The 5,213-nt window shown below is 72.7% G+C and carries 4 protein-coding genes; 2 read left to right on the top strand and 2 right to left on the bottom strand.

What is annotated here, in order from left to right; all coding sequences use genetic code 11:
• Positions 1 to 1,342, top strand: a 1,342-nt coding sequence (locus TR48_RS43100; protein ID WP_042365873.1) for a GlnX family signal transduction membrane protein, incomplete at its 5' end; no start/stop codon positions are given.
• 100 nt (positions 1,343 to 1,442) lie between these two features.
• On the opposite strand, the gene TR48_RS11105 is transcribed toward TR48_RS43100, so the two are convergent.
• Complete coding sequence (locus TR48_RS11105) at positions 1,443 to 2,099, bottom strand: thiol:disulfide interchange protein DsbA/DsbL (protein ID WP_042365872.1); 657 nt, start codon at positions 2,097 to 2,099, stop codon at positions 1,443 to 1,445.
• A 340-nt stretch (positions 2,100 to 2,439) separates the two neighbouring features.
• On the opposite strand from TR48_RS11105, the gene TR48_RS11100 reads away from it, so the two are divergent.
• Positions 2,440 to 4,050: an ABC-F family ATP-binding cassette domain-containing protein gene (locus TR48_RS11100; protein ID WP_042365871.1), complete on the top strand. Its 1,611-nt coding sequence runs from the start codon at positions 2,440 to 2,442 to the stop codon at positions 4,048 to 4,050.
• A gap of 195 nt (positions 4,051 to 4,245) precedes the next feature.
• Here TR48_RS11100 and TR48_RS38765 read toward each other — a convergent pair whose 3' ends face one another.
• Positions 4,246 to 4,899 carry a hypothetical protein gene (locus TR48_RS38765; protein ID WP_052442567.1) on the bottom strand — a complete coding sequence of 218 codons (654 nt, stop codon included), beginning with the start codon at positions 4,897 to 4,899 and terminating at the stop codon, positions 4,246 to 4,248.
• Positions 4,900 to 5,213: the final 314 nt, after the last annotated feature.

The raw sequence follows: 5,213 nt of genomic DNA, 5'->3' as shown, positions 1-5,213 counted from the left end.
GACCGGCTCCGGCGCAGCGACCGGCTCCGCCGCCGCGCGCGGCAGGGGCATGCGGCGTGCCGCCGGGCCGGTGTTCCGCCTGCGGGCGCAGGCCGTCGCCGCACTGCTGCTGCTCGCGGCCCTGCTGGTCACCGCGTTGCTCGGCTTCGCCGACACCGCGGCCCGGGTCCACCAGCTGACCTCCGTCTCCGAGCCCCGCGCCGCCGCGGCCGGGCGGCTGTACCAGGCGCTGGCCGACCTGGACGCCCAGCGTGCCAAGTCCCTGGTCATGGGCTACGCCGCAGCCGACCCGACCGACCCGACCGCCACCCCCGTCCTCGTCGACGACGGCGTCCTGGCCGGCCTCACCGCCCAGGCGGACCAGCGCGACGCGGCCGCCGCGCTGGCGCAGCTCGCCGCCGCCGAGCCGCAGCAGGTCCAGGACCTGCTGGACACGCTCAATCTCTACGACTCCTGGACCGGCACGGAGGAGTACTTCGTCAGCAGCCAGGCGAACCCCGTCGTCGGCCACCCGGTGCCCGGCGCGGTCGACAACTACGCCCAGGCCGACGCGCTGCTCCAGACCAAGCTGCTGCCCGATGTCGCCGCGCTGCGCGACAACGCGGACCGGCAGATGGTCACCGACCGGTCCGCCGCCCACGACGCCGCCCTCTCCTACGCGGCGCTGCTCGGCGTGCTCGGCCTTGCCGCCGCTCTGCTGCTGGTGTGGTGGCAAAGGGATCTGACGGTGCGCCACAACCGCATCCTCAACCTGCCGCTGGTGGTCGCCACCGCGTGCGTGGCGGCACTGCTGGTCGGCACGGCCTCCGCGCTGGTCGGCGCGGCCGGTGAGGTCGACTCGGCGGTTTCGGCCGGCTACACGCCCTACGCCCGCCTGTCCCAGGCGTCCGTCGCGGCCGCCGACGCCGAGGCCCGGCAGAGCCGCTGGGTCGTCGACACCGACTACCGGCCCTCGCTCGCGTCGGCCTTCCAGACCGACGCCGGAACCGTCAAGCAGCTCCTGGCCCAGGACCGTTCCCCGGCGTCGGCCGTGGTCCGCCAGCGCTTCGACGCCTACCTCGGCTCGGACGCCGGCCTGCGGCAGGTCGCCGACGGCGGCGACGTCAACGGCGCCGCGCTGCGCCTGACCGGCGTCGGCCGCGACGACGTCGCCTTCACCTACTACGACTTCTCCGTCCACCTCGGCGCGCTGGCCGCGACCGACGCGGCGGCCTTCGGCTCGCACGCGGGCGCCGCGTCCGACGACCTGTCCGGTTGGGCGGGGATCTCCGCGGCGGTGTGCGCCGTGGCGATGCTGCTGGTCCTCGGCGGCGTCCGCCCGCGGCTGCGGGAGTACAGCTGATCACCGCAGTTGTGATCACTGCAGTTGTGCTCACTGCAGCCGAACGGGCGTCGCCGTGCCGCATGCCCGCAGGAGGCTCGTCGACGCCCGTGGGCTCGTGTCAGCGGGTCGGTGCTCCGCCCTCGTGCCGGTAGAGGTAGTCGACGACCGGCACCGTGCCGTCGACGCCCTCCGGGTACATGAACGGCGACGTCCGGAACGTGCCGCCGACGATGACGCTCGGCATTTCGCTCGTCTGGTACTTCTCGCGCAGCGCCGGCGCGGCCTGCGTCTCGTCCTGCACCTGCCGCGACTCGTAGGCGTTCCGGACCGCGACCGGGTCCAGCCCCTCGCCGGTCGCCCAGTCGACGACGGCGTCCTCCGTGGTCAGGTCCGTTCCCTCGTCCCGCACCGCGTGGAACACGGAAAGCGCCTCGCGCTGCGCGACGCCGAGCTTGTCGAGGGTGTAGTAGAGCCGCGCGTAGGCCATCATCATCGGCTGGTCCGGCCACGCGGCCGGGATGTGCCGGATCACCACGGGCGGGTCCTGCCGCGCCGCCCACTCCTCCAGCGGCTGCTCCAACTGGTACGAGTGCGCGCAGTTGTACCAGAACACCTCGGTGACCTCGCGCGGCGGCGTCTTCACCGGCGGGCTCAACCGGACGAACTGGTGCCCCTCGGTGTAGGGGGCGACCGCGGTCGGCGCGGGCGCGGGCGCTGCGCCGAGCAGCGTGGAACAGGTGGCGGCGGCAAGGGTGAGCCGGATCAGAACGCGCATGGAGGCACGATGGCAAGCCGCCCCGCGTGCCGGTTCGGGGACACGGCGAACGGCCGCCGTATTCGCCCGATCGAGGACGGTCGGTAATTCGTTTGCGCGACCCCGGGGCCGCTCCTACCGTGGACGTCGTACCTGCTGCCGCCCGACAGGAGAAGGCCCTTGCTCTGCTGAGCTCGGAGACACGTCCCGACCTCAGCCGTGCTGTGCCCTCGTCCCGTTACCGGGCGGCTTTCGCATGCGCGCCTCCGCGCCGTCGCGCTCTCGACGGCTCCTTCGTCGGGCTCTTCGTGTCTCCCACGTGTCGCTGGATCGATGTCCCCAACGTCACCGGGAGCCCCCCATGTCACACCCCACCACCTCCGAGCCAGCGGTCGTCGCGACGGGGCTCCACTACGCCTGGCCCGACGGGACACCCGTCCTGGACGGGCTCGACCTCGCCGTCGGCGTCGGCCGCACCGGACTGATCGGCCGCAACGGCAGCGGCAAGTCCACGCTGCTGCGGCTGGTCGCCGGCGACCTCGCGCCGGACGACGGGCACGTCCGCGTCAGCGGCACCCTCGGCTACCTGCCGCAGCACCTGCCCCTGGACGTGGAGCTGCCCGTCGACGCCGCCCTCGGCATCGCCGGTCCGCGCCGCGCACTGCGCGCCATCGAGCGCGGCGAGGTGACCGAGGAGAACTACGCCGCCGTCGGCGACCAGTGGGACGTCGAGGAGCGCGCCCTCGCGGAACTGGACCGGCTCCGCCTCGGCCACCTCGGCCTGGACCGGCGCCTCGCCGAGCTGTCCGGCGGCGAGGCCGTCCTGCTCGGCCTGGCCGGGCAACTGCTGCGCCGTCCCGACGTGCTGCTGCTCGACGAGCCGACGAACAACCTCGACATCGGTGCACGGGAACGGCTCTACCGGGCCGTCACCGAGTTCCGCGGCACGCTCGTCGTGGTCAGCCACGACCGCGCGCTGCTGGACCTGGTGGACTCCGTCGCCGAACTGCGTGAGGGCGAGGTCACCTGGTTCGGGGGCAACTTCACCGCCTACGAGGAGGCGCTCGCCGTCGCCCAGGAGGCGGCGCAGCGCGACGTCCGCGTCGCCGGGTCCGATCTGCGGCGCCAGCGCCGCGAACTGGTGGACACCCAGGTCAAGCTGGCCCGGCGGAAGCGCTATGGCCAGAAGATGTTCGAGAACAAGAGGGAACCGAAGATCGTCATGGGCGCCCGCAAGCGGGCGGCGGAGCAGTCCGCGGGCCGCCTGCGCAACGAGCACGAGGAGAAGGTCCGCCTCGCGCGCGAACGCCTCTCCGAGGCGGAGCTCGCCGTCCGGGACGACGACGAGATCCGCGTCGACCTGCCCGCGACGGAGGTCCCGGCGGGCCGCACGGTGCTGGAGCTGAGGGATCTGCTGCCGCGGTACGCCGATCCGGAAGGCCCGCGGCTCCGGCTGGAGCTGCGCGGGCCGGAGCGGGTCGCGCTGATCGGCGCGAACGGCAGCGGCAAGACGACGCTGCTGCGGACGATCATCGGCGAGCTGGAGCCGCTCGCGGGCGAGGTGCACCGCCCCGTCCCGCTGCGGTACCTGCCGCAGCGGCTGGACCTGCTCGACGAGGAGGCGAGCATCGTCGCCAACGCGGCGCGGTTCGCCCCCGAGGCCAGCGAGAACGCGCTGCGCGCGCGGCTCGCCCGCTTCCTCTTCCGCGGCGCCCGCGCGGAGCAGTTCGTCGGCACGCTCTCCGGCGGCGAACGCTTCCGCGCCACGCTGGCGGCGCTGCTCCTGGCCGAGCCGGCCCCGCAGCTGCTGCTGCTGGACGAGCCCACCAACAACCTCGACCTCGCAGGCGTTCGCCAGCTCACCACCGCCCTGTCCGGCTACCGCGGCGCGCTCATCGTGGTCTCCCACGACCAGCGCTTCCTCGCCGAACTCGGCATCGACCGGGAGGTGCACCTGAACAGCCGCCGGTAGAGGGCGCGAGCCCGGAGCCTCGCTGCGACCCGTCGTCGCAACAGGTCAGGGGCGCGGGGAACTGCGCGACAAGCCACCCGTGCGTGGTGTGTCACTCAGCGAGCAGGGCCATCCGCGCTGGGTGGGTGCTCGCGCGCACGCGGCGGAGCCGCATATTGGCAGAGCCTCGCGCCCCTGGAGGTGCAAGCGCGGGCATCAGCCGCCGGTGCTGGCCGTGGCGGGAGCCTTGAGCGGGGTCATGAACCAGTCGAGGTAGATCGATGCGGAGACGAAAAGACCGATCACGCCGAGCACCACGCCGGCCCAGGCGACCGCCTTGACCCACGAGGGGATCTCCTTGGAGGACAGGAACGCCCCGCCGAACAGCGTCGCCGCGCCGACCAGCGCCGCGACCAGCGCGAACACGCCGTTCCACTCGGCCATGCGGTGCCAGGCGTCGGTGTACGCGTTCTTCACCAGGTCCGCGTTGGACTTCGCGCCGATCTGGCCGATGACGCCCTGACGCTGCTGCACGACGGTGCCGAGGTACGTGCCGCTCAGCGAGATCACACCGAGGGCCGCCGAGACGATGGCGGACGCGCCGCCGAGGACGCCCTTGGAGACGCTGTCCTGGGTCAGCGCCTCCAGCTCCTCGTCGGTCAGGTCGTCCAGCTCCTTCTGCTCGGGGCTGAGGACGTCGTTGGGGCGGGGCGCCCACGCGGTCTTCGGGCCGACGCCCACGGAGACCGTCTTCGGGTCGGCGACCGTCTCGGAGGTCTGCAGGGGCGCGGCCGAGCCGAGGCCGGGGACCTCGCTGGGGTCGGTGGGGGCGGAGGTGTCGCTCGGAGTGGTGGGACCGGGAGTCGTCATGCCGGGCACCCTAGGGCTTCTTTGTGAGGAGCGGATGAATTCTTGACCCCTTCATGGGACTGGTTGCGTGCTGCGGCCTGGCCGGTGTGCAGGGCCTTGCCATCGGGTCCTGTTAACCCCCACCAGGAACAGGGCTCAGGTCTTGTACAGAGTCGCACCCATGTCTCGCTGGTCTGTGATCGTAGGGTCATAAGGGTGAGCTGGTTCCCCGCCACAGCGGCGACCGTTCCGCACCGACCTTGGAGTGTTCTGCAATGACCGTCTTGCGTGAAGCCCCTGTGAGCACGAGCGACGCGCACGGCCGCGTGGCCGAG

This window comes from Streptacidiphilus neutrinimicus (assembly GCF_000787815.1).
Lineage (GTDB): Bacteria > Actinomycetota > Actinomycetes > Streptomycetales > Streptomycetaceae > Streptacidiphilus > Streptacidiphilus neutrinimicus.
This window is presented reverse-complemented; position numbering and strand designations above follow the sequence as displayed.

Bases quoted from the DNA above. Each gene is read 5' to 3' on its own strand.
- TR48_RS11105 (WP_042365872.1), bottom strand. From the start codon at position 2,099: ATGCGCGTTCTGATCCGGCTCACCCTTGCCGCCGCCACCTGTTCCACG.
- TR48_RS11100 (WP_042365871.1), top strand. From the start codon at position 2,440: ATGTCACACCCCACCACCTCCGAGCCAGCGGTCGTCGCGACGGGGCTC.
- TR48_RS38765 (WP_052442567.1), bottom strand. From the start codon at position 4,899: ATGACGACTCCCGGTCCCACCACTCCGAGCGACACCTCCGCCCCCACC.